General features: G+C 66.3%; 14 protein-coding genes. 7 read left to right on the forward strand and 7 right to left on the reverse strand.

The window, feature by feature from the left end:
• Positions 1–4: 4 nt before the first annotated feature.
• From FBZ87_RS27010 to FBZ87_RS27040, 7 genes are all read left to right on the forward strand, one after another.
• Entirely contained in the window at positions 5–805 is an 801-nt protein-coding gene (locus FBZ87_RS27010) for an SDR family oxidoreductase (RefSeq protein WP_145613684.1), read from the forward strand.
• Between the two features lie 4 nt (positions 806–809).
• A complete protein-coding gene (locus FBZ87_RS27015; protein ID WP_145613685.1) occupies positions 810–1268 on the forward strand; it encodes a MaoC family dehydratase in 459 nt (152 codons plus the stop codon).
• 12 nt (positions 1269–1280) lie between these two features.
• The gene (locus FBZ87_RS27020; RefSeq protein WP_145613686.1) at positions 1281–2483 is read left to right on the forward strand and encodes an acetyl-CoA C-acyltransferase; all 1203 of its coding nucleotides are present in this window, start codon (positions 1281–1283) and stop codon (positions 2481–2483) included.
• Positions 2484–2491: 8 nt separating this feature from the next.
• Positions 2492–3658 carry an acyl-CoA dehydrogenase family protein gene (locus FBZ87_RS27025; protein WP_145613687.1) on the forward strand — a complete coding sequence of 389 codons (1167 nt, stop codon included), beginning with the start codon at positions 2492–2494 and terminating at the stop codon, positions 3656–3658.
• Positions 3655–5220 (forward strand): FadD3 family acyl-CoA ligase, encoded by a 1566-nt coding sequence (locus FBZ87_RS27030; protein ID WP_145613688.1) that lies wholly within the window; start codon positions 3655–3657, stop codon positions 5218–5220. The genes FBZ87_RS27025 and FBZ87_RS27030 overlap by 4 nt, the downstream gene beginning before the upstream one ends.
• Positions 5221–5333: 113 nt before the next feature.
• Positions 5334–5732 (forward strand): VOC family protein, encoded by a 399-nt coding sequence (locus FBZ87_RS27035; RefSeq protein WP_145613689.1) that lies wholly within the window; start codon positions 5334–5336, stop codon positions 5730–5732.
• Positions 5733–5835: 103 nt separating this feature from the next.
• Entirely contained in the window at positions 5836–7065 is a 1230-nt protein-coding gene (locus FBZ87_RS27040) for an NADH:flavin oxidoreductase (protein ID WP_145613690.1), read from the forward strand.
• A 112-nt stretch (positions 7066–7177) separates the two neighbouring features.
• Here FBZ87_RS27040 and FBZ87_RS27045 read toward each other — a convergent pair whose 3' ends face one another.
• The 7 genes from FBZ87_RS27045 to FBZ87_RS27075 form a co-directional block, all read right to left on the reverse strand.
• The gene (locus tag FBZ87_RS27045; protein ID WP_246134625.1) at positions 7178–7996 is read right to left on the reverse strand and encodes an IclR family transcriptional regulator; all 819 of its coding nucleotides are present in this window, start codon (positions 7994–7996) and stop codon (positions 7178–7180) included.
• A gap of 55 nt (positions 7997–8051) precedes the next feature.
• Positions 8052–8717, reverse strand: a complete 666-nt coding sequence (locus tag FBZ87_RS27050) for a TetR/AcrR family transcriptional regulator (RefSeq protein WP_145613691.1) — start codon at positions 8715–8717, stop codon at positions 8052–8054.
• Between the two features lie 109 nt (positions 8718–8826).
• Positions 8827–9837: an alpha/beta hydrolase gene (locus tag FBZ87_RS27055; protein ID WP_186455013.1), complete on the reverse strand. Its 1011-nt coding sequence runs from the start codon at positions 9835–9837 to the stop codon at positions 8827–8829.
• Positions 9838–9869: 32 nt separating this feature from the next.
• Complete coding sequence (locus FBZ87_RS27060) at positions 9870–12347, reverse strand: alpha-L-rhamnosidase-related protein (RefSeq protein ID WP_145613693.1); 2478 nt, start codon at positions 12345–12347, stop codon at positions 9870–9872.
• A complete protein-coding gene (locus FBZ87_RS27065) occupies positions 12344–15214 on the reverse strand; it encodes a glycosyl hydrolase (protein ID WP_145613694.1) in 2871 nt (956 codons plus the stop codon). Before FBZ87_RS27065 ends, FBZ87_RS27060 begins: the two co-directional genes overlap by 4 nt.
• Before the next feature lie 21 nt (positions 15215–15235).
• Positions 15236–17443, reverse strand: a complete 2208-nt coding sequence (locus FBZ87_RS27070) for a glycoside hydrolase family 3 C-terminal domain-containing protein (RefSeq protein WP_211107234.1) — start codon at positions 17441–17443, stop codon at positions 15236–15238.
• A 12-nt stretch (positions 17444–17455) separates the two neighbouring features.
• Positions 17456–19768, reverse strand: coding sequence for a TonB-dependent receptor (locus FBZ87_RS27075; RefSeq protein WP_145613695.1), 2313 nt, complete (start codon positions 19766–19768; stop codon positions 17456–17458).
• Positions 19769–20319: the final 551 nt, after the last annotated feature.

Genomic DNA, 20319 nt, shown 5'->3' on the forward strand with positions numbered 1-20319 from the left:
CCCTATGACCATTCCAGCCCCCCGCCCCGTCGCCCCCCCACCCTACCCGCCCGCCCGTGGCCTTTTAACAGGCAAGACGGTGGTCATCACCGCCGCCGCGGGCACCGGAATCGGCTATGCCGTCGCCAAGCGCGCCGCCGAGGAGGGCGCGCGGCTGCTGATCAGCGACTATCACGAGCGCCGCCTGGGCGAAGCCGCTGACCGTCTGGCGGCGGAAACGGGCCACCGCCCGGCCACCCAGCTGTGCGATGTCACCAAGGAAAGTGATGTCCAAGCGCTGCGCGCCGCAGCGGACCGGGCGCTGGATGGCGTCGACGTCCTGATCAACAACGCCGGCCTGGGTGGTGAGGCGTCCGTCGTCGAAATGACGGATGAACAATGGTCGCGGGTGCTGGATGTCACTCTGACCAGCGTCTTCCGCATGAGCCGCGCCTTCCTGCCCGGAATGTACGCCCGCGGTGGCGGCGCCATCGTCAACAACGCCTCCGTCCTGGGCTGGAGGGCGCAGGCGGGTCAGGCGCACTACGCGGCCGCCAAGGCGGGTGTGATGGCCTTCACCCGCTGTGCCGCCATCGAGGCTGCGGGCCATGGCGTGCGCATCAACGCCGTGGCGCCCTCCATCGCCATGCACCCTTTCCTGGCCAAGGTGACGACACCGGAAGCGCTGGAGCGATTGGCGGCACAAGAGGCCTTTGGGCGGCCGGCCGAAGTGTGGGAGGTGGCCAACGCCATGCTGTTCCTGGCGTCCGACCTTTCCTCCTACATGACGGGCGAAGTGCTGTCCGTCTCCAGCCAGCGGGCCTGAGCCCATGGCGATCACCGTGGACACGCCGCACGATCTGCTGAACCAGGTGGGCCAGGACCTCGGCACCACCGAATGGCTGGTCGTGGACCAGGACCGGATCGACGGCTTCGCCCAGGTCACGGGCGACCATCAGTGGATCCATGTCGATCCCGTGCGGGCCAAGGAGGGCCCCTTCGGCACCACCATCGCCCACGGCTACCTGACACTCAGCCTGGTCAACCTGTTCCTGCCGCAGTTGCTGCGCATCCAGTCCTTCGCTTCCGGCGTCAACGTGGGGCTGGATCAGGTGCGCTTCATCGCTCCCGTCCGGGTGGGCTCCCGCCTGCGGGGCCAAGGCCAGATCCTGGCGGTGAAAGAGGTCAAAGGCGGCGCCATCCAGTCCGTCGTGCGCATGACCGTCGAGATTGACGGGCAGGAAAAGCCCGCCTGCGTCGCCGACACCATCTCCCGCTACTTCCCCTGAGGGTTCCCTACCATGCGTGAAGCCGTCATCGTCTCCATCGCCCGCACCCCCATCGGGAAGGCCTACCGGGGCGCCTACAACGACACCGACGCGGCCGCCCTGTCCGGCCATGTCGTGGCGGAGGTCGTTCGCCGCGCCGGTATCGACCCCGCCTTGGTGGAGGATCTGATCCTGGGCTGCGCCTCACAGCAGGGCAACCAGAGCTATAACATCGGGCGCCTGACCGTGGCTTCGGCCGGCCTGCCGCAGAGCGTGGCGGGCATGAGCCTGGACCGGCAGTGCGGCTCCGGCCTGATGGCCATCGCCACCGCCGCCAAGCAGATCATGGTCGACGGCATGGACGTCGTCGTGGCGGGCGGCGTCGAGAGCATCAGTCTGACCCAAACCAAGCACAAGAGCACCTACCGCACCCGTTCTCAGTCGGTGCTGGCTCATATGCCGCACATGTGGATTCCCATGATCGAGACGGCGGAAATCGTCGCCGAACGCTATGGCGTGAGTCGGGAGGCGCAGGACGAATTCAGCCTGCAGAGCCATCAGCGTACGGTGGCGGCCCAGGCGGCCGGCCGCTTCGCGGCGGAACTGGCCCCCCTGCCCACCCGCAAAGCCGTCGTCGACAAGGAAACGGGCGAGACCTCCTACCAGGAAGTGACGCTGGGCGCTGATGAAGGCCCGCGGGCGGATACGACCCTGGACGGTCTGACCAAGCTGGCCCCGGTCTACAAGGACGGCGCGCTGGTGAAGGAGGGCCGCCATATCACGGCCGGCAACGCCTCTCAGCTGTCGGACGGGGCGGCCGCCGTGTTGCTCATGGAGGCCAAGCTGGCCGAACGCCTGGGCCTGGAACCGCTGGGTGCCTACCGCGGTGTCGCGGTCGCCGGTTGCGCCCCGGAGGAAATGGGCGTCGGCCCGGTGTTTGCGGTGCCCAAGCTGCTGGAGCGGACGGGACGCACCATGGCCGACATCGGCCTGTGGGAGCTGAACGAGGCCTTTGCCTCCCAGGCGCTGTATTGCCGCGATCGGCTGGGCATCGACAACGACCGCCTGAATGTGGATGGCGGCGCCATTGCCGTGGGGCATCCCTTCGGCATGACGGGCGCGCGCCTTGCCGGTCACTTGCTGGTCGAAGGCCACCGCCGGCGGGAGAAGTACGGTGTGGTCACCATGTGCATCGGTGGCGGCATGGGTGCCGCCGGCCTGTTCGAAATCTTCTGAGACAGCCCATGGACGACACCCCCGAACTTGAGCGCTTCCGTGCCGAGGCCGCGATCTGGCTGGAAAGCCAACTGGCCGGCCCGTTCCGCGACATCCGTGGGCTGAACAACCATGTCGACCTGATCGAACGGCGGCGTGATTGGGAACAGTGCCTGGGTGCTGCGGGCTGGAGCTGCGTCGGCTGGCCCGCCGCCTACGGTGGTCGTGACGCCAGCATCGCCCAGCAGGTCGTGTTCGCCGAAGAGTATGCCCGCGCCCGGGCACCCGCCCGCATCGGCCATATCGGCGTGGAACTGGCGGGCCCCACCCTGCTGGCCTTTGGCACCCCGGCCCAGAAGAAGCGCTTCCTGCCCGACATCGCCGCCGGCCGCGCCATCTGGTGTCAAGGCTATTCCGAACCCAATGCGGGGTCGGACCTGGCCAATGTGCGCACCAAGGCCCGGCGGGATGGCGAGCGCTACATCATCGATGGCCAGAAGATTTGGACCTCCATGGGCCAGATCGCCGACTGGTGCTTCGTGCTGTGCCGGACAGAGCCCGGGTCAGTCGGCAACAAGGGCCTCTCCTTCCTGCTGGTAAATATGCATCAGCCGGGCGTCACCGTGCGCCCCATCCGTCAGATGACGGGGGAGTCGGAATTCAGCGAGGTATTCTTCGATGGCGCGTTAGCCGAGGTCCGCGACCTGGTGGGCGCGGAAGGCGACGGTTGGCGGGTGGCCATGGGCCTGCTGGGGTTCGAGCGGGGGGTGTCCACGCTGGCCCAGCAGATGCAATTCCGCAATGAACTGGACGCCCTGATCGAATTGGCGAAGGAGAACGGCAAGGCCGCCGATCCACTGATCCGGCAACGCCTGGCCCAGGCGCAGATCGGCCTGCGCATCATGCGGTTCAATGCCCTGCGCCTGCTGGCCAACGCCGAGTCCGGCCAGTTGAGCCCGGAGGGCTATACCTACAAGCTCTACTGGTCCACTTGGCACCGCAATTTGGGCGAATTGGTCATGGATGTCGCCGGCCCGGCGGCGGAGATCGGTGAAACGGCGGAACGCTTCCCGCCGCTGACCACCATGTTCCTCATGTCACGGGCCGACACCATCTATGCCGGCACCAACCAGATCCAGCGCAACATCATCGCCGAACGCGCCCTGGGCCTGCCACGGGAGGCGCGCGGGCCATGACCCTTGCCACCCCGGCGCTGCCGGAGACCCTGCCCGCGATCGCCGCCCGCGCCGCACGCCTTTGGCCGGACAAGGCAGCCCTGATCGACGGCGGACGCACCTGGACCTTCGCCGGCCTTTACAACCAGGTACGCCGGGCCGCAGCCGCCTATCTGGCGTGGGGAATCCATAAAGGGGACGTGGTCGCCCTGTGGGCACCCAATCGGATCGAATGGATCGTGGCCGCCCTGAGCGCCCAGGCCGCCGGCGCCATCCTCACCCCCCTGAACACCCGGTTGAAGGGGCGGGAGGCCGCCGACATCCTGCACCGTTCCCGGGCCCGCTTGCTGGTGACGGTGGGTCACTTCCTGGGCGTGGACTACCCGGCCCTGCTGGCTGGCGAGACCCTGCCCGCCCTTCAGGGCATCGTGACCTTGGACGGCAACGGGCCGGGGGGATGGGAGGCCTTCCTGGAGCGCGGACCGGGACCGGATGACCCGGCCGTCGATGAGGCCATGGCACGGGTGACCGGCCAGGATCCATCCGACATCCTCTTTACCTCGGGCACCACCGGCGCGCCCAAGGGGGTGGTGAGCGGCCACCTTCAGACCATCAGGCTGTTCCAAGCCTGGTCCGATGCCGTCGACCTGCGGGTGGACGACCGGATGCTGATCATCAATCCGTTCTTTCACACCTTCGGCTACAAGGCCGGCTGGCTGGCGGCCCTGATGATGGGGGCGACCAGCCTGCCGCTGGCCCAGTTCGACATGGTGGAAGTCGCGCGCCTGATCCGTGAGGAAGGCGTCAGCTTCCTGCCCGGCCCCCCCACCATCTTCCAATCCCTGCTGGCCGAGCAGCACAGGCTGGGCACCGACCGGACGTCGTTGCGCGTCGCCGTCACCGGAGCCGCCACTGTCCCCCCCATCCTCGTCGCGCGGATGCAGACGGAGCTGGGGTTCCAGCGGGTGGTGACGGGGTATGGCATGACCGAGTGCGGCGCCATCGCCATGTGCCGCGCGGGCGACAGCGTGGACCGCATCGCCACCACCTGTGGCCGGGCGCTGGATGGGCTGGAGGTGGTTTGCGCCGACGACCAGGGGCGGCCCCTGTCTCCTGGAGAAACCGGGGAAATTCTGGTGCGTGGCTTCGGCGTCATGCAGGGCTATCTGGACGACCCCGCCGCCACGGCGGAGGCAATCGACACCAAGGGCTGGCTGCACACCGGTGACATCGGCACGTTGGACGCCGACGGCTATCTGCGCATCACCGACCGCAAGAAGGACATGTACATCACCGGGGGCTTCAACTGCTATCCGGCGGAGATCGAGAAGCTGCTCTGCGCACACCCCAAGGTGGAGATGGCCGCCGTGATCGGCGTGCCGGATGAACGCCTGGGCGAAGTGGGCCGCGCCTTCCTGGTACTGCGCCCGGGAGAACAGGCCGAAGCCGACGAGATCGTCGCCTGGTCCAAGGCCAACATGGCCAATTACAAGGTGCCGCGGAGCGTCGTGTTCCTAACCAGCCTCCCCAAGAATGCGGCCGGGAAGGTCATGCGCAAAGACCTGAAGCCCCCCGCCTCTTAGGAAAGAGACCCAGGTCCCGGGCCGGTCCAGGCCTTATATAGAAGTAAGTATTCACTTATCATAGCCAAACGCCGTCGCCTTCGATCGCGTCCAAAAAGCCAAGGGAGGATCTTATGTACAACCAATTCGGCTTCACCAAGCTGCTGGTTTGGGACCTTGAAGCCACCGCCGCCTTCTACAAGGCGGTCAGCGGCATGGAAGAGCTGGCCCGCGTGGACGATGAAATCGCCGGCCGCAAAATCCAGGAAATCCTGTTCAAGCCCAGCCACGAGGGCGCCGCCACCTTCGTCCTGTTGAAGTTCGTCGATGCCCCCCGCCCGTCCAAGGACGAGGTCATCCTCGGCTTCATCACCGACGATGTGGACGCCTTCGCCCGGCGCGCCGTCGCGGCCGGCGGGACCGAAGTCCAGGCCGCCCGCGACATGCCCGCCCATGGCGTGCGCGTCGCCTTCGTCACCGATGTCGAGGGGCACCTGATCGAGGTTGTGCAGATGCTGCAACCGGCCGGCTAACACGGCGACCGTCGCAGGCAACGGCCCCCTTTCCCGCTGGCGCTTCCACGGGATGCGGATGGCCGTTGCCCTTCGTCCTCACACCGGTCAGGCGGACACAGCCATGGCAAACGCCTTCGCATCCCTCAAGGTCGGGCCCCTCACGCTGCCCAACCGTTTCATCCGATCCGGCGCCAACGAGATGATGACCAAGGGCTGCGTACCGACGCAGTCCTTGCTGCAATTCCATGAGCGTCTGGCCGCGGGGGGCGTGGGCCTGACCACGCTCGCCTATATCGCCGTTTCGCCCGATGGCCGGACCTTCACTGACCAGGGCGTCATGAACGCAGCCACGGTCAGCCACTACCGCGCCATCACCGACGCCATCCACGCCCAGGGCGGAAAGGCATCCGCCCAGATCACCCACGGGGGCAGTTTCGCCCAACATAAGGAACTGACCACCCGGCGGGCCATGTCGGCCAGTGGTGGCCTGGACAAGATCGGCCTGATGCTGGGGCGCCCTTTCCAGCACGCCATGACCCGGGGCGACATGGAACAGGTGCGGGGAGAATTCGTGCGGGCCGCCCAACTGGCCGCCGAAGCCGGTTTCGACGCCGTGGAGCTGCACATGGGCCACGGCTACCTGCTGAACCAGTTCATCTCCCCCTTGTCCAACAAGCGGCGTGACGCCTATGGCGGTTCCGCCGCCGGCCGTGCCCGTTTCCCGGCGGAGGTGCTGGCCGCGGTCAAGGCGGCCGTGGGTCACAAGCTGGCCGTATTGGCCAAGATCAACCTCTACGACGGGGCCAAGGGCGGGGCCACGGTGGATGACGCCATCGTCACCGCCCAGGTGCTGGAGCTGGCCGGCGTCGACATGCTGGTGCTGTCGGGCGGCCGCAACATCGAATCCCCCTGGGTGATCTTTTCCAGCCCCCTGCCCTATGACGACTTCCTGGCCGGCAAGCCCAGCCTGGCAACCCGCCTGCAGTTCCAACTGCTCAAGATGGCGACGCCCAAGTCACTGCGCTTCTCCGAGCTATATTTCCTTGAGGCTGCGCGGCGGGTGCGGGCTGCTGTGTCTTGCCACCTGGGCTATCTGGGTGGCGTGCTGTCCCTGTCCGCTGCCGACAAGGTGCTGAGGGAAGGGTTCGACACCGTGGTCATCGCCCGAGCCCTGATCCACGACCCGGAGCTGGTGCGGCGTTTTCGCGAGAACCCCGCCCATCGCAGCGGCTGCACCGCCTGTAACCGCTGTGTCGCCGCCATGTACGGCCCTTCAGGCACCCATTGTCCCTTGACCGACAACGCCATCAGCGCGGCGCTGAACCAAGTGCCGGCGGGAGCCTCTGGCTAGCCAACCTCGCCGGTTGCCGTCAGGGCCGGGCGAACATACCCCGCACCTGCCGGTCCAGGACCGCCTGGCCCCCCCCGGGAGCGCAACGATGTAGCCTAAGAGGGAATTCGGCTCAGAGCCGCCCCCTACGCGGGCGCCGGCGGCCGGCACGCTCCGTCCAGCCCAAGTCCTTGCTGATGTCCTCAGCCGCTGTGCGGACCTGCTCGGCCAAGGCCTCCATGCGCTCGTCCGCCATGTACTGGGCGGCGCTGGAGACGCTGAGGGCGGCCACAATCTCACCGCTGGCCCCCCTTATGGGCGCGGCGACACACCGGATCTGGTCTTCGTTCTCTTCCAGGTCGAAGGCATAGCCCTTGGCGCTGTAGATGCGCATGCGCTCCAGCCACACGGCCATGCCAGTGGTATAGCCGCGCACCTCATAGAACCCCCGCCAAGCCGCCTCGTCATGGTCCAACACCAGGGCCTTGCCCAGGCCGGTGGAGATGATGGGGTGACGTTCGCCCACCCGTGAACCGATGACCACGCGGCGGCGCCCGGGCACCTTGTCCAGATACAACGCCTGGGTCCCGTCCAGGATGCCCAGATGCACCGTATCCTCGGTTTCCGCCGCAAGCCGCTCTATATGCGGGCGGGCCACACTGGGCAGGTGCATCTGCTGATGCGCGGACCAGCCCAGTTCCAGCAACTTGGGTCCCAGGGCGTACCCCTCCCGCGCCACGAAGGTGAGATATCCGCGCTCCACCAGGGCGGACGCCAGCCGATGGGCCGTGGACTTGGTCAGGCCGAGACGTTCGGACAAGGCGGGAAAAGTGGTGACGCCATCGGCCACGGCGTCGATCACGTCCAGCCCCCGCAACAAGGTCTGGCTGCCCGAGGGTTGGGCCGTGCTTTTCCCCTCCTCGTCCATTTCCACCTGGTCCGCCTTTTTCAAAACCGACTACTCCTGCCCTTACAAATTGACGCCACGCCACCCGCAGCCGCCGACGTCACCAAGCCAGGCGACCTTGGAGAAAGATGGCGACGAAGCTGCGTATGGTTGTCTCGACCTCGTCGTCCGAAATCGGCCCACACCACCGGATACGCATCCACCAGCCCGTGAAGAGCCCCATAAACGCGACGGCCGCATTGCGCGCATCGCGAACCGGCACACCGTCCTGAATGGACGCAGCCGTCAGAATGGAGATGACGTGCGCCAGGCTGACCTCGAACGTGGTGTCGAAGAAAAGCTTGGCCACCTCAGGGAACTTTCGCCCCTCGGTATGCAGCAGCCCCTCAAAGGCCATGACCTCGGGATCGGACATGCTGCGCACGATGGTGCGGGCGAAATGCTCAAGACGCGGCGCCAGTCCGCTGCCCGGCGCCGGCTCGGGCGTGAAACGCATCGACCACACCTCCACCCGGGAAGAGCAGACGGCCTTGAACAGATCCGCCTTGGAAGGATAGCGCGCATAAAGCGTTCCCTTGGAAACCCGGGCCGTTTCTGCCACCGCCTCCATCGAAGCGCCGCTATAGCCGGCGGTCAGGAAAATGCCCGTCGCCGCCTCCAGGATGGCCGCGTCGATGGCACGGACCTGAGCCTGCGTCGGTCGGCCAGCCCCCGTCCGCTGGCGAGGGGCTGGCGTCGTCGTCATGGTATCCAAGGTGTCGGACATTGCAGCCTATCTCGATCGCTATTGGGATGGGGGGGCACGACCGGAATTCGGACGTTTCCGGTCGATTATACCGTGAAACCGGCCCCCTGGCGCAACTCCGTCAACGGCATCAGCGGGATCTGAGATGCCGGTTCCAAAAATTCACCACGCGCTTCATGGCGGCCACATTCTCCGGCGCGCCGGGTGCCATGGGCTGGAAGACGTGGATCATGCCTTCGTAGAGGTCCAACGTGGTGTCCACGCCCCCGGCCACCATGGCCTGGTAGTGGCGCACCATGTTGCTGAGGAAGATTTCGCGGGTACCGCCCTGGATCAGCGTCGGGGGAAAGCCCCGGGCGTAGTCTCCGTAGACAGGTGAGACGTACGGGTTCTTCTGATCGGCGGGATCGGCGTAGGCCGCCGCACTCAAAGCCAGGCGGTCCATGCTCAACGCCGGATCGAAGCTGGCCAGGGTACGGTAGGTATCACCCGTAGCGGTAACGTCCGACCACGGCGACCAGAGCAAGACGGCCCCCGGCAGGGGGGTGCCCGCGTCGCGCAGCTTCAGAACGGTTCCCGCCACGATGGAGCCCCCAGCGGAGTCTCCGAAGATGCCGATCCCCTGCGGCAACCGCCCCTGGGTCAGCAGAGCGCGATACACCGCCGCCACCTGGTCGGTTGTCCCTTGCCAGCGCTGCTGCGGCGCCAGGGTATAGTCGACGGAAATGACCCGCATCCGGCTGCGGTTCGCCATGAGGCCCGAGGAGAACAGGGTCGAGCGGGCCGAAAGGCTGGTGAAGCCGCCGCCATGGACATAGATCAGCAGACGCCCGTCGTCCACCCAGTCCTTGGGCGTGATGGTCAGGGTGGGCACACCGCCTATTAGGCTGGCCTCCACCGTCACCCCATAGGCCGCGGTGACGCCGGACGCCATCTTTTGCATCTGCTCGTCAACCGCATCTTGCTGCTGCTTCCATGCCGCGAGGTCATTAAGGGCGGGCTGCGGCGCCTCCGCCGCCTTGAACCCCGTCACGGTCGGCCACATCCGCTGCCAGGCGGGCGACAGCGTATCGGGCGGAACGCGGGCCGGGTCCACCGGGGCGGTCTGGCCGAAGGCGGCCCCGCCCGCAACAGCGACCATCAGAGCAATCACCAGCCCCGATAAGCGCCTCATCACCGTTCCTCCCGCCGAGGGGCCGGCACGCTCAAGTGCGTCTCCACAGCATCCAAGGGATAAGTGCGCCCTTGCCAGACGAACTCACCGGGCAGGTCTTTCGGTCGCCGGATGTCAGCCACCATCTTGGCGCCGACCACGCGATAGCGGATGGTCACCGCGCCATGCGGCGTCGCGGCCGTCGCATCCAGTTGGGTCAGGGCCCCCAAGGCGGGCTGAATCCGGACGGCGGCATATCCCGGGGCGCCGGGCTGGATGCCGGCGACGATATCCAACAGGTCCGCGGTGGGATGAGCGCTCCAGGCATGGGTGTCGGAGCGCGTGTTGCCCCGCTCCTCCGGCCAGGTGGTGTAGTGAAGCGCCAGTAGGTCACGCCACGTCTGCAGCAGCGCGTGGTAGTCATCCGCCAGGCCGGCATGAACGAAGGCCTGCGCCAGATACCAGGCGAAGTAGTAGCTGCTGACGTACATCCCATCCGGGGCATCGATACCGCCACCGGCCTTGGTGATGCGTCGCAGGATCGCCGGCGCCTCCTCCGGCGTCGCGACGTCATAGAGGACCGCCAGGGTATTGGTGTGCTGGCTGAAAACGTCGCCATCGGGATTGTCGGCGTAGAGCCCGCGTCCCGCCTGCCAGCAACGCGCCCGGAGCGCCGCCCGCACGGCGTCGGCACGGGCCGTGTCCGCCGCCGCCTGGGCCGGATCCCCCAGCGCCTTTTCCAACGCCGCCCCTTGGCGCAGCGCCCCCAGCCAGCTGACGGACATCAGGCAGCTTTCACCATCCTTGCCATAGGAGGGGAACTTGGTGCGATCGGTCGCCGGCTGCCCCGCCCAGTCGATGAAGTTCCACTGCGGATTCTTGGTCAGCAAACCGGACGGCGCCTGATAGCGCTCGAACCAATGCAGCACCTTGCGCATGCGGTCCAGGTGCCGCACCACCGGACCGGTGTCCGGCTGTTGCATCCACCAATCATGCAGCATCCCTACCCACAACAGGGAGAAGGGGGCGATAGCGTTGCTGTTGCGGACCGGGTAAGCCCCTTCAACGAGCCCATCATCCACGTCCGACTGGGCGAAGGCGTCGATCGCCTGTTCCGCCAAGCGGGGATCCCCGCCGACAGCGTAGCTGATCAGCGCCTGAAGCCGGGTGTCGCCGACATACTGGTTCTGTTCCCAGAACGCCGTGTCCATATAGGTTTCATGCGCGTCTACACGCGCCGTGCGCCAGCCGACCTGCCAGATATGGTCAAGCACCGGGTCGCTGCTCTTGAAACTTCCGATCTGCTGGAACGGGTAGCCGGTTTCGAAGACCCGCAGGCCGTCCAGGGTCAGTGGTTCACCCTGCGTCACCACGTCGATATCGAGATAACGCCATGTCCGCCACCACAGCGGCTGGAAAACTCGCCGCCCGCCGTCGGCGGTGAACGTATCCCAAATGCCGACGGCCTTCCGGTCGTCCACCAGATCGCGATCCGCCTTCTTGAACTGATCGTCGTAAAGGGCCTCGGCATAGGTCAGTTTGATGACCGCGTCCTTGCCGCCGCTCACCGCCAATTCCGGATAGGCCGAGATCATCGCGTCCCGGCGGAGCAACAGCTTGACGTGGGTATTGGCCGGCACGGTGACGGCATGGCCGGGGAATGCTTTCCCCCCGTCGAGATCGCTGCGCACCACCGTTCCGGCTGGTACCGGCGCATACTCCTGCTGCGGCAGGCGGTCGATCGTCAGCGTACGGGCCGCGGCCCCTGGTGCCGGCACGGCCTCCCGCCAATCGCCCTTGGGTTCCGCCACCGCCATCCAGTCCCAATTGGCCTTGGCGGCGTCGATCACCTCGGGCGAGCCTGCGACATAGAACCAGCGACGCACCTGGCGATAGCCGTTGACAGCCGACCGCCCACCGTCCACCGCAACCCGCCAGCCGGCCTGATCGGTACCGACAGCGGCCGCGGGGCCATCACCCCGCAGGCGGAAGCCGGTATCGACACTCTGCTGGAAAATGGGGGCCGTCTGGGAAAACAACTCGCCGCCGGCCGCCGCCCGCTTTTGCGCGTCCGTGGCATTGGACGGCAGCACCGGCGGCGGCTTCACGAAGTTCCAAACCTCCGCCGCGATCACGTTCCGGCCCGGCCGCAGATACGGCGCGAGATCCAACGCCTCCATCCGCCAATGAGCGATGTCGCCGGTGGAGGGCCCCATGGCCACCCGCACACCGTTGACATAGAGGTTGAACCGGTTGTCAGCCGTCACTGTGACCGGGAAGGCCGCCGGCACCGCGGCCAAGTCGAACGTCCGCCGGAAATCGAGAACGATGGGACGTTCCCTGACGGCGGCATCGGGATGGGTGATCCATCCCGATGCTGAAGCAGCGGCGCCCTGGCCCTCTGCCGACACAGCGGCGCCCTGGGCGGCAGCCGGGCCCGTCGGCGCGGCCAAACACAGCGCCAGGATACGGGCCAGGGTGATGGACGGAAGCCTCATTGCATAACCTCCACCTCGACGGGGCCGACCAAGCCGGCGGGGACAGGCTTCAGCAGCTTGAAGCCAGGCGCCTTGGCATCGACCATGGCGTTCTGCGGTGTGTTCAGGACGGCGATCTCCAGGGCGTTGCGACCGGGCCGCAGCGCCGCCGTCACATCCACCTTGAAGGGCTGGGTGACCAGCGGCTGGAAACGATGGCCATTGATGGTCACGACCGCCATGTCATGGACTTCGCCCAGGGCCAGAAGGACGCGCCGCCCCTTGCCCAGCCAGGATCGCTCCACCTCCAACGTGTGTTGGTATGTCCCCTCGCCCGCGAAGTCGCCCAGTTCAGCGGTTTGCGACCAGTCGCCCAGGGAGGTGATCGTCAGCGGCCGGCTGACCGACGCCCCCTTGGGACCATGGCCATTCACCGCCAAGGTCCAGCCATCCTTGGGCAATGCCTTATGGGTCACGAGAACCGGTGCCGGGGCGGGCAGCGGCGGCAAGCGGGTATCCTGCACCAGCAGCGCGCTGGCGCCAGCCGGCAACGTCAGGGGAACCGCCGTGCCATCGCCCGCGGGCTGGACGCCGCTGGACGCCGTGATGGTACCATCCAAGGCGTTCCAGCGGGTGACAGCGCCACGACCCGGCAACACCAAACTGGCGTCGCGAGACTGCCCACCGGCGTTGTGCAGGAAGGTCACCAACTGGTCCCCCACGCGACGCTGCACGTAGACCACATCCGTGGGATCGGCCGTGAAGCGCAAGTTGGCCGGCACCTGGATCAGGCGCAAGGCATCCACCACGCCGTCGGCCGGCACGACACGAGCGCCGGCCTTCAGGGTAGCCGCCACAGCCGCCCGGACGCGGGCATCCCGGGCCTCATGGTTGGCCAGCCCCTCATCACGGCTGGGCACATGATCGGCGAAGACAACCGGCAGCCCGGCCTGGGCGAAGGCGGCGACCTGTTCCGCCGTCTCGGCCGCGATACCGTCCACCGGGGGCAGGACCAGAACCGGGTACCCGGCGCCCCCGGCGGAAACCAGTTGATGGTCTTCCACGCGGGCGTGGGCCAACGCATCGGGATTGACGCGGTCGAAGTCGTAGCCGCCGGCGAGGAAACGGCGTTGCGCCAGCTCGGCGTCCGCGCCCCGATCCTCGATGCCGGCATAGTAGCCGACCTGGCCGTAGAAATAAGCCACCGGCACCACGGGCTTGCCCTGGCGCAGCACCGCCTGGGTACGGGCGAAATAGGCCGCCAGCGTGGGCACGCCGGCCCAGATCGGGTTGGTCTCGTTGACCATGGTGCTGAAACCGAGCGCGAATGCGCTGGGCTGGAAGGCGTGCCAGCCGGGCCACGCCACGCCATCACGCCGATAATTGGTGCCGTGGATCACCAGGCTGTTGACGCCGCTGGCGAAAATCAGGTCCGCCCGCTGGCGCAATTCGTCGGGCGTGACTGAATAAGGGCGATCCTTCCAGCACAAGCTTTCCGCCGACACGATGGCCCGACCATAGAGATCGGCGGCGGAGCGGGCGAAGCGCATGAAATAGGGATCGGCCCCCGCCAGATCCTCCGTCTCCGGTATGTCGGCGACGCCATAGCCCCGGACAATGTCGAGCGCGCCGCCATGTGCCTGGAACTTCGCCTGAAGGCCGTGCGCATGATTCCAGGCGACGAACGGATCGACAAAGCCATCGAACATCAGGTCGGAGACGGTGCGGCGGTAGTCGGCCCGCACACGCTCCGCCGTGCTGTCCCCCGCCTCGAAATAGGGGGGCGACCAGTATTCCCCCCAGGCCTGCATCCAGCCCGGCTGCAGCACCAGGGGCAGATAAGGGGTAAGGTCATAGCCGCGGCGCTTCTTGAATTCCGCCAGGAAATTCTCGGTCCAGGGCAGATCCTGCATCAGCTCCAGGCTGTCCACGAAGGTGGAGCGGACCGCGGAAAAGGCGGGACCCAGAGCCGACGGCAGCGGGTCCGCCACCCGCGCCACATGGGCGGCGAAGGCGGACGGGTCCATATGGTCCAGGGTCAGCTGCGGCCCCTCACCGGTACCCGCCAGGATCCCCATGTTGACGGCATACTGTTTGAAGACGAAGACCTGCCAAGTCCCCGCCGGCGGTGTCCAATCCAGCGTGCCGTCGTCCCGCAGCTTGTCGGTCAGCACCAACGCACTGCCTTCGTCCAACTTCCCGGGCGTATCCACATGACGCCAGGGATAGAGGACCAGACCTTGGGCGGGAGGTGCCGGCTGCAGTGCCGGGCCGTTGCCCTTGACGGCGATCACCGCCACGATCTTGGCCCGCGCGTCCAGCCGGGCCGGCCAGTCCGCCACCCTCGGATCCTTGCCCCGGGGATCAAAGCCCGAAATGGCGCCCATGCGCTTGGTCCGGCTGGGGATGGCCACCTTGACCGGCCCCTTGCCGCCGCTGACCTCGGTGAACGCCATGGTCAGCTCCACGTAGGCCTTTTCCGGCGGAATGGCGAAGCCACCACCCGACGGCCACGCGGACCCCAGCGTGTAGTCGAGGGTCAGTCCCCGTGCCGACGCCTCCTCGGCCGCGGCCTTCACATGGGCGAAGAACGGCGGGGTGGCATAGCCGTTGATCGTGTCACGCTCCGCCTGGCTGAGGCCAGGCACACCGGGATTGAAGGACTGGATTTCGGCACCGCCGAATCCCGCCTCATCCAGCACCTTGATTTCGCGCCGCAACTCGTCGGCGTTCACAGCGTCGCCCGGCCACCACCAGCGCAGACGCGGCCGCATCTCCTTGGGCGGCGCCTGAAACACCTGCTCCAAGGTCTGGGCCTTACCCGCTTGGGCCCCGAAGAGAAGGGCCAGGGCACAGGCCCCTGCCAGAAGAGGGTGCCACCTGCTCATCACGCGTTTCCTTCCCAGGGATCAGGGCTTTATTGTTTGCCGGCCAAGATGGGTCATACCTGCCAACGCCACATCCTCAGCGGATGCGCCGACCTCAACGCGATAGTCGCCCGCCGGGACCACCCAGCGCTGGGCCTTGGCATCGAAATCACCAATGACGCGGGGATCGGCCGTGACGGTAACCTCGCGGCTTTCCCCCGGCTTCAGCGTCGGCTTGTCCCAGCCGATCAGACGCTTGGCCCGGCCGTTGCGCGAAACATAGACCTGAGGCACATCTGCCCCTTCACGGCCGCCGGTGTTCGTGACAGTGAACCGCACCCGCAGCGTGTCGCCGCCGGCGACCTTCAGCCCGTCATAGTGGAAACGGGTATAGCTGAGGCCGTAGCCGAAGGCGTAGAGCGGCCGTGCGCCGGTCTTGGCGAACCACCGGTACCCCACGTCGGACCCTTCGGGATAGCTGATGTCAAACGGCTTCAGCCCCGCCTGGATACCGTAAACCGCCCGCGTCTCCTTATCCGCTGGCTGGGCGTCACCACCCGGCAGCATGGGGTTGGGCAGTTGCTTCTCGCTGGCCGGGAAGGTGATCGGCAGGCGCCCGGAAGGGTTGACGGCCCCGGTCAGCACCCGCGCGATGGCCTCCCCCCCCCGCTGGCCCGGGAACCAGGCGGCCAGGATGCCCTGCACCTGATCCCGCCATGGCATGCTGACGGCATTGCCCGTTTCCAGCACCACGACCGTTCGGGGATTGGCCGCCGCGACGGCGGCGATCAGCGCGTCCTGCCCGTCCTCAAGCGCCAAGTCCTTGGCGTCTTCCGCCTCGGTCGCCCACTTCTCCACGAACACGATCGCCACATCGGCATCACGCGCCAGAGCGGCCGCCGCCGCTGGATCATGGCCGTCGTTGAACTCCACCGACGCGTCCGGGCGCCCAGCCCGCAGCGCCGCCAGCGGTGACGACGGACCGTAGCTGCGGCTGGCGAAGGACGAAGCCCCCGTCCCCGGGCGCTTGACCACCAGCGCGAAGCCACCCACTGGGGTGACCTGACTGGAGCCACCGCCGGACAGGACGCCGATATCCGCATGCCCGCCGATGACGGCGATGCGCTTGGCGGTGGCCGCCAGGGGCAGGACATCCCGCTCGTTGCGCAGCAGGACCATGCCGGCTTCCGCCGTCGCCTGCGCCACGGCGGCGTGGGCGTCGTAGTCGATGGAACCGCCCGGGACGGCCGGGTTGTCGATGACGCCGCGCGCGAACAGGGTCCGCACGATGCGCCGCACGGCGGTATCCACCGCCGCCTGCGGAACCCGCCCCTGCGCGATCTCTTCCTCCAGCGAAGCGGAGAAATACTTCTTCAGGTCCAGCTGGTCGCCCGACTGCTGATCCAGTCCATGGACCAAGGCTTCGGTGGAGTGGACCGCCCCCCAGTCCGACATGACCCAGCCCTTGAAGCCCCAATCGCGCCGCAGGACGTCATTCAACAGGAAGGGATTCTCACAGGCGTAGACGCCGTTGACCCGGTTGTAGCCGCACATGACCGAGCCCGGATCGCCAGTCTCGATGCCAATCTGGAAAGCAAGCAGGTCGCTCTCGCGCATGGGCGTTTCCGCCATGGTGACCGACAGGACGTTTCGCCCCGTCTCCTGGTCGTTCATAGCGAAATGTTTGATGGTGGCGACGATATGATTGGATTGCACGCCGGCGATGGCGCGCCCCACAAGCCGGCCCGCCAGCAGAGGGTCCTCCCCCAGATACTCGAAATTGCGCCCGCCACGCGGGTCGCGCACCAGGTTCACCCCGCCGGCCAACATGACGTTGAAACCCTTGGCATGGGCCTCCGCGCCGATCATGGCACCGCCGCGATAAGCCACCTCCGGGTCCCAACTGGAGGCGACCGCCAATCCGGAAGGAAGGGCGGTCGCAACGTCGCCGGGCCGCTGATTGTTCAGGTTCGACACGCCCAGGCTGGCGTCGGTTTCCGTGAGGGCGGGGATGCCCAACCGGGGGACGCCGGCTACATAACCGGCGCCGATCACGACACCGTCCGGACGCTTGGACCGCTGGACCAGCGCCAACATCGGCCCATGCAACAGGCTCATTTTTTCGTCCTGGGTCATCTGCTCCAGGAGGGCCTGGGCCTTGGCGTCGGCCTGCGACGGGGTTTCCCCCGCCGCAGCCCAGCCCGCCATCATTGCCAACCCGGACACAGCGGCGGCCATGGCAAAACGCATGCTGACGCTCCTTTACTGGCCGAAGGTGTAGCGGAGGTTCAGACCGAACTCCCGCGGACGCACCAGCGTCCCGACGGCGTAGCCCGACGCGTAGTAGCTGTAGTCCACCTGCGCGGCGCCGCGGGTCGTCAGCGTGGAGACGTCCGCCAGATTCTTCGCGAAGACCGAAACCTCATAGGCCCCGTCCTTGTCGCGCAGCCCCAGGAACAGGCTGTTGTTGATCAGGTCGCTGTAGCTGATGTTCTGGAAGGGGTCCGTCCGCTTCGGGATATAGTTCACGAGGCCGCGCACGAAGCCTTCGTTGTTGCCCCACAGCGGAACGGCATATTCGAAGTTGGCGCTCAAGCTCCAGTCCGCCTGATCACTCAGACGGCCATTCAGGCGGCAGAAGGCGACCTGCTGCCCCATCGGCACCGACGGCGTGCCGACCGAGTCCGCGACACCATCGCCGTTGTAGTCGTTGCAGGGCGCCAGCGCGTTCTTGAACTGGGTACTGTTGTAGGTTCCGCTCAACCCGAACTGCAGATGCTCGGTGATCTGCCCGGCCAGGGTAGCCTCGAACCCCCGAACCTGGGCGTCGGCGTTGAAGGTGAAGGCCGCGTTATTGTCCGGAATGCCGTTACGCGCGGTCGATACCGACAGGTAGGAACCGGTATAGGCCTGGTAGTTCTGGAAGTCCTGCTGGTAGGCGCTCAACGTGAAGCGCAGCTTGCGGTCCAGCAGTGCACCCTTCAGGCCGATTTCATAGGAGTCGGACTTCTCGGGCTTGTACAGCAGCAGGCTTTGGTCGAGGGCCGCCGTCGTCGCGATGACGCCACCCGGACGATAAGAGCGGCCATAGCTGAAGTAGGCCGTCAGATCGCGGCTGAAGTCATGCTTGTAGCTGGCCGATCCCGTGAACTGGCCGGAAATCCCCTTCTGCATGTCAGGCGCGATCCCGGCCTGCGTAATGGGATTGGGGCCGAAAATGGGGCCGCTCAGGGTTTGATTGAAGGCGTGGTCGAAGTGCTGCTCCTGATAGCGGCCGCCAACCTCGATCAAATCGCTGTCCGTGATCTTAAAACGGTGATCGGTGAAGATCGCATAATCCTGGATGGAGGCGGGAGCATCGATCCCCACATTGAAGACGCCAAAAGACAGCGGCGGCATCGGCGTGGGGGACAGCGCGAAGGGCAATATCTGAGCCTGGTTCACGCTGGTCGGGGAATTGACGTTGTCATAGTAGACGCCGACCAGGTAGTTCCAGAAATCCCGCCCCTGGGATGTCAGGCGCAGTTCCTGTGAGACCTGATGGATATTGGTATTCACATACTGCATCTGGGAGTAGTTCGGGATCGACCCTCCCCGCGCCAAGTCGGACACCCGGTCATTGCTGATCTGCTGATATCCACCCACGTAGTTGATGGCGACGCCACCCAGATCCAGCTCGCCCGTCAGCGTGGTCACGTTGCCAGTGTAGTGGTATTCGGTCGGCCCATTGGTCAGCGAAACGCGATCCCCGGGTGTCAGGTAGGGCGTCGCCGTGGAGCCACCGACGGAGAAGGCGATCGGGTTGGCGACCGTGTAGTTGTCCATGAACTGGTGGGTCAGGACGAAGGTCAGGTCTTCGGTCGGCTTGAAGGCCAAGCTGGCGCGAACACTGCGGGTCTTGTCACCGTCGTCGCTGCCATTGCGGATGTTGTGCGCATCGGCCGCGTCATTGCGGTCGAACAGGCCGGCGATGCGGAAGGCCAGCTTGCCATCAACGATCGGCGCCCCGACGGCGGCCTGAGTGTTGATGCCATCCTGGGTCGTGAAGGTCTGCTGAACGTAGCCGCTGACCTTGTCCAGGTCCGGCTGCCGGCTGGCGATGGTGATGGCGCCGGAGGGCGAGGTACGGCCCCGCAAGGTTCCCTGCGGCCCGCGCAACACCTCGATCTGCCCGATGTCGTACAGGCTGCGGAAGGCGCTGTTGGTGTCCAGCGGGGTCTCGTTGAAGTAGACGTTGACCGTCGGCTGCGTGCCAGAGTTCGGATCGAAACCGACACCACGCACGGTGATGGAATTGGTGTTCGGTTCTTTGGAATCCAGGCTGAGGCCCGGGGCCAACTGCTGGATATCCGAGAACTCGCGCAGGTTCAGCTTGTCGACCGTGTCACCCGTCACCACGTCGACGGACTTCGGCACATCCTGCAGGCGCTCGGCGCGCTTCTCGGCCGTCACGATGATTTCCATCAGGTCATCACTGGGCGCCTGCTCCGCTGCGGCGACCTGGGCAAAGGCGGGCGAGGCAACGCCAGCGGCCATCATGGTCGAGACAAGCAGAATGGATTTTAGATCGCGCAAAATTGTGCCCTCCCTTGCGGCTACGCTCTATATGGCGCCGCCGTTTTCCCTAATTATGGGATGGCATCTTACTTTTTGGTGTTAGTAAGTCAATACTCAATAACACGCTAACGTACAATTCCCTGGACGGGATGTGCTGTCCAGCATTTTCCCCACGCCAGCACCAACGGCCCGCCGCAGCGCCTGGGCAGGTAAGCAGAACCAAAGACAAACGGCGGTGGTTCGACGCCCGCGCTTGCCGGCCTAGACGGCGGGCAGCGGCCTATTGCGAAAGGAATTCAGCAGTATAATTAACCTCCGGGATTTTCCATAGCCGCCCTTTACTGCAGTGGGCGCGGGGCACGCGATCCAAAGGGCGCACGGCCCCCCGCATTAAGATCGGGACAGAAGCGATTCCGCCGCGGGTATGCAGTAAGAAAGTCGCGACGTGACCGGTCGGAGATCAACCTCCCCTGCGCGGCATGCGGAATGCATCCCCTCGGCAATCGACTATTCCCGGGGCCTGGGACCCGGGTGCAAAGAATGGGAATCGCCGTCCCAGGCTTGCGACG

The organism is Nitrospirillum amazonense, from assembly GCF_007828035.1.
Taxonomy (GTDB): Bacteria; Pseudomonadota; Alphaproteobacteria; order Azospirillales; family Azospirillaceae; genus Nitrospirillum; species Nitrospirillum amazonense.

Excerpts from the sequence above, each read along its gene's own strand:
- FBZ87_RS27035 (WP_145613689.1), top strand. The coding sequence starts at position 5,334 with ATGTACAACCAATTCGGCTTCACCAAGCTGCTGGTTTGGGACCTTGAA.
- FBZ87_RS27020 (WP_145613686.1), top strand. The coding sequence starts at position 1,281 with ATGCGTGAAGCCGTCATCGTCTCCATCGCCCGCACCCCCATCGGGAAG.
- FBZ87_RS27060 (WP_145613693.1), bottom strand. The coding sequence starts at position 12,347 with ATGAGGCTTCCGTCCATCACCCTGGCCCGTATCCTGGCGCTGTGTTTG.
- FBZ87_RS27050 (WP_145613691.1), bottom strand. The coding sequence starts at position 8,717 with ATGTCCGACACCTTGGATACCATGACGACGACGCCAGCCCCTCGCCAG.
- FBZ87_RS27065 (WP_145613694.1), bottom strand. The coding sequence starts at position 15,214 with ATGAGCAGGTGGCACCCTCTTCTGGCAGGGGCCTGTGCCCTGGCCCTT.
- FBZ87_RS27040 (WP_145613690.1), top strand. The coding sequence starts at position 5,836 with ATGGCAAACGCCTTCGCATCCCTCAAGGTCGGGCCCCTCACGCTGCCC.
- FBZ87_RS27070 (WP_211107234.1), bottom strand. The coding sequence starts at position 17,443 with ATGCGTTTTGCCATGGCCGCCGCTGTGTCCGGGTTGGCAATGATGGCG.
- FBZ87_RS27055 (WP_186455013.1), bottom strand. The coding sequence starts at position 9,837 with ATGGTCGCTGTTGCGGGCGGGGCCGCCTTCGGCCAGACCGCCCCGGTG.
- FBZ87_RS27025 (WP_145613687.1), top strand. The coding sequence starts at position 2,492 with ATGGACGACACCCCCGAACTTGAGCGCTTCCGTGCCGAGGCCGCGATC.
- FBZ87_RS27015 (WP_145613685.1), top strand. The coding sequence starts at position 810 with ATGGCGATCACCGTGGACACGCCGCACGATCTGCTGAACCAGGTGGGC.
- FBZ87_RS27010 (WP_145613684.1), top strand. The coding sequence starts at position 5 with ATGACCATTCCAGCCCCCCGCCCCGTCGCCCCCCCACCCTACCCGCCC.
- FBZ87_RS27030 (WP_145613688.1), top strand. The coding sequence starts at position 3,655 with ATGACCCTTGCCACCCCGGCGCTGCCGGAGACCCTGCCCGCGATCGCC.